This is a genomic window from Nocardioides sp. (assembly GCF_031422975.1).
Lineage (GTDB): Bacteria > Actinomycetota > Actinomycetes > Propionibacteriales > Nocardioidaceae > Nocardioides.
This window is the reverse complement of the sequence record NZ_JANPEO010000324.1, coordinates 1-3,994: the sequence shown is the minus strand read 5'-3', so window position 1 is coordinate 3,994 and position 3,994 is coordinate 1. Positions and strand designations below refer to the sequence as shown.

The window sequence follows — 3,994 nt, the reverse complement described above, 5'->3', positions numbered from 1 at the left end:
TCCGCGGCCCCGAGCACTACGTCGAGTCGCACACGCGCTGGAGCTGCGCGGCCGCCCCGATTCTCGATCCCTGGACCGGCGAGACGCTGGGCGCTGTCGACATCAGCGGGCCGGCCCACTCGGTCCAGCGCTCCGTGCTGGCCCTCGTCGGCGTCACCGCCAAGCTGGCGGAAGCGGAGGTCCGCAGCGAGCACAGCATGGCCCTGGATCGCCTGCGCGCGTATGCCGCCCCCGTCCTCGCCCGCATGGGTGGGCGCGTGCTCGCGGTCGATCCCAGCGGGCACATCGCCGCGGTCTCCGGCTTCACCGCCCCCGAGCGGCTGCTGCTGCCCGCCGACCTGTCCACCGAGTCCACCTGGCTGCCCGCACTCGGCGCCGTCACCGTGGAGCCCTTGCCGGGTGGCTGGCTGGTGCGCCTGGGCAGCGAGTCCGCCGTCGCCACCGAGCTCGTGCTCGACCTGCGGGGTCGACCGGAGCTTCGGGTACGCACGCCCAGCCACACGTGGCAGCACCGGCCCAGCCAGCGGCACGCCGAGATCCTGCTGGCCCTCCTGCGATCGCCCGAGGGTCGTACGGCCGCCCAGCTCGCCATGGATCTCTTCGCCGACCCCAGTCGCGTGGTCACGGTGCGCGCCGAGATGTCGCGGCTGCGACGCACCCTCGGGTCGCTGCTGGAGGCCCAGCCCTACCGCATCTCGGCGTCCGTGACGGCGTCGGTGCTGTTGCCGGAGCACGGCCCGGCCATCGCGGCGTCCAGCGCACCGGTCGTGTCGTCGAGCACCCCCGAGTCTCCGCTAACCTCGCCATCGTGGACGACTTCACCGATCTGATCGCCGCCAACAGGACCTTCGCCGAGGACTTCACCCTCGGAGACTTCGACGGTGTCGCGCACGCCGGCGTCGCGATCGTCACCTGCATGGACTCGCGCATCGACCCGCTGCGGATGCTCGGTCTCGAGCACGGCGACGCCAAGATCTTCCGCAACCCGGGCGGGCGCGTCACCAGTGCGGCCCTCGAAGCGCTCGTCCTCGGCGTCCACCTCCTCGGCGTCGAGCGCATCCTGATCGTCCCCCACACCAAGTGCGCGATGGCCAGCAACACCGAGGCCGAACTGCGGCTGAAGGTCGGGAAGTCGATGGGCGTCGACGCGTCGTGGCAGGAGTTCCACGTCATCTCCGACCAGATCGCCGCCCTGCAGGAGGACGTGCGCAGAGTGCGCTCCCATCCCCTGATCCCCGAGAACGTCGCGATCGGCGGCTTCCTCTACTACGTCGACACCGGGCTCATCGACCAGAAGTTCTGACGGACGAACCGACTCCTAGGACGTCCTAGCAATTTCGCGTAGCCTGTCCGCATGGCACGCGACAGGGACCCCATCCACGAGGCACACAGCCAGTGGGTGCGCCACGGCTGGGACGACGCGGCCGACGGCATGGCGATGGTGACCTCGGTCGTCCGCGTCCAGCAACTGCTGATGGAGCGCATCGACTCGGTGCTGCGGCCGCTCGACCTCACCTTCGCCCGCTACGAGGTCCTGCGCCTGCTGTCCTTCGTGCAGTCCGGCTCGATGCCGATGACGCGCCTCGGATCCTTGCTCCAGGTCCACCCCACCAGCGTGACGAGTGCGGTCGAGCGCCTGGTCCGGCAGGGGTACGTCGAGCGCCTCCGCCGCGACGACGACCGCCGCGTCATCCTCGCCTCCCTGACGGACGCCGGCCGAGAGGTTGTCGACCGCGCGACGCTCGGCCTCAATGCCGTGGTCTTCGAGCGGCCCGGGCTGCCCACGGCGGACGTCGTGCGCCTCACCGAGCTCCTCGGCGAGGTGCGCGAGGCCGCTGGCGACCACGTGGCCGCCGTTGTGACTTCACAGTAGGTAGTTGGATGTCCTACTATTCGATTAGTAGGACATCCAACTAACCTTCTCCAAGGGATCCCTCATGGTCGAGCTCCACCAGCCCCAGCACCCCGTCCGCCTCGTCACGGCCTCGGCCCTCTTCGACGGGCACGACGCCTCGATCAACATCATGCGGCGGATCTTCATGAGTCAGGGCTGCGAGGTGATCCACCTCGGTCACAACCGCTCCGTCCAGGAGGTGGTGGACGCCGCGCTCGAGGAAGACGCGCAGGGCATCGCGGTGTCGTCCTACCAGGGCGGCCACGTCGAGTACTTCGAATACCTGGTGGAGTCGCTGCGCGCGGCCGGCGCCGACCACGTCCAGGTCGTCGGCGGTGGCGGCGGCGTCATCGTGCCGGCCGAGATCAAGCGCCTGCGCGACTCGGGCGTCACCATCTTCTCCCCTGAGGACGGCCAGCGGATGGGCCTCGTCGGGATGATCAACTCGGTCGTCGCCGACTGCGACTTCAACCCGTGGGAGGCCCGACAGGCCGACATCGACGCGGTGCTGGCCGGCGACCGCCTCGCCATCGCCCGCGCCCTGACCGGTGCGGAGACCGGCCAGCTGACCGACGAGATGCTGACCCGCATCCAGGAGGCGGCCGCCACCCACACGGCGCCGGTCCTCGGCATCACCGGCACCGGTGGCTCGGGCAAGTCCAGCCTCACCGACGAGATCGTGCGCCGCTTCCGCGTGGATCAGCAGGACAAGCTCCGCGTCGCCGTGATCGCCATCGACCCGACCCGCCGCAAGGGCGGTGGCGCGCTGCTCGGTGACCGGATCCGCGCCAACTCCCTCGACGGCGACCGGGTCTTCTTCCGCAGCCTCGCCACGCGCGGCGCCCACGAGGTGCCCGAGCACCTCGACACCGTGATCGCGGTGATGAAAGCCGCCGGCTTCGACCTGATCATCGTGGAGACGCCCGGCATCGGTCAGGGCGACGCGGCCATCGTGCCGTTCGTCGACCACTCGCTCTACGTCATGACGCCGGAGTTCGGCGCCGCCTCGCAGCTGGAGAAGATCGACATGCTCGACTTCGCCGACACGGTGGCGATCAACAAGTTCGAGCGCCGCGGCGCCAAGGACGCGATGCGCGACGTCGGCCGCCAGCTGGTCCGCAACCGTGGCGCCTTCGGCAAGCAGCCTCAGGAGTTGCCGGTCTTCGGCACCAGCGCGGCGACCTTCAACGACGATGGCGTCACCGCGCTCTACCAGCACCTGCGCGACACCCTCGCGGCCGGCGGACTGCCGGTCACCGAGGGCACGCTCCCCCACGTCGCCGTACGCCACTCGTCCGGCATCCGTCAGGTCGTGCCGACCGAACGGGTCCGCTACCTCGCCGAGATCACCGAGACCGTCCGCGGCTACCACGCCCAGACCGATCGCCTCGCCGAGGCAGCGCGACGGGTGCAACGGCTCAACATCGTGCAGGGCGAGCTGGTCTCCAACGACAAGGACACCAGCGGCGTCGAGGACCTGCTCGAGTCCGCCCAGCGCCAACTGCCCCACGAGGTCAGCGAGCAGATCGCCGGCTGGCCCGCCGTCGTGCAGTCCTACTCCGGCGACGAGCAGGTCGTGAAGGTCCGCGACCGCGAGATCCACACCAAGCTGACCCGCGAATCGCTGAGCGGGACCAAGATTCCCCGCGTCTCGCTCCCCCGCTTCACCGAACACGGCGAGCTCGTGACGTTCTGGCGCAACGAGAACCTCCCGGGCTACTTCCCGTTCACTGCCGGCGTCTTCCCGTTCAAGCGCGACGGCGAGGACCCGGCCCGGATGTTCGCCGGCGAGGGCGACCCGGCGCGCACCAACCGCCGCTTCAAGATCCTCTCCCACGAGGGCGAGGCGACGCGCCTGTCGACCGCCTTCGACTCGGTGACGCTCTACGGTCGCGACCCCGACCCGCGCCCCGACGTCTACGGCAAGGTCGGCACCTCGGGTGTCTCGGTGGCGACGCTGGACGACATGAAGGTGCTGTTCGACGGCTTCGACCTGATCGCGCCCTCGACGTCGGTCTCGCTGACCATCAACGGCCCGGCGCCGACCGTGCTGGCGTTCTTCCTCAACACCGCCATCGACCAGCAGGTCGACGTGTTCCG

At 69.9% G+C, this 3,994-nt stretch carries 3 protein-coding genes and 1 pseudogene; all 4 read left to right on the top strand.

The window, feature by feature from the left end; genetic code table 11:
- Positions 1–830 (top strand): annotated as a pseudogene (locus RMO85_RS09835) (hypothetical protein); the annotation flags it as partial.
- Positions 809–1,303 carry a carbonic anhydrase gene (locus tag RMO85_RS09830; protein ID WP_310528549.1) on the top strand — a complete coding sequence of 165 codons (495 nt, stop codon included), beginning with the start codon at positions 809–811 and terminating at the stop codon, positions 1,301–1,303. The pseudogene RMO85_RS09835 and the gene RMO85_RS09830, both read left to right, overlap by 22 nt.
- 51 nt (positions 1,304–1,354) lie before the next feature.
- Positions 1,355–1,873: a MarR family transcriptional regulator gene (locus RMO85_RS09825; protein ID WP_310528548.1), complete on the top strand. Its 519-nt coding sequence runs from the start codon at positions 1,355–1,357 to the stop codon at positions 1,871–1,873.
- Between the two features lie 64 nt (positions 1,874–1,937).
- The coding region (locus RMO85_RS09820) for a methylmalonyl-CoA mutase family protein (RefSeq protein ID WP_310528547.1) at positions 1,938–3,994 on the top strand (2,057 nt) is incomplete at its 3' end.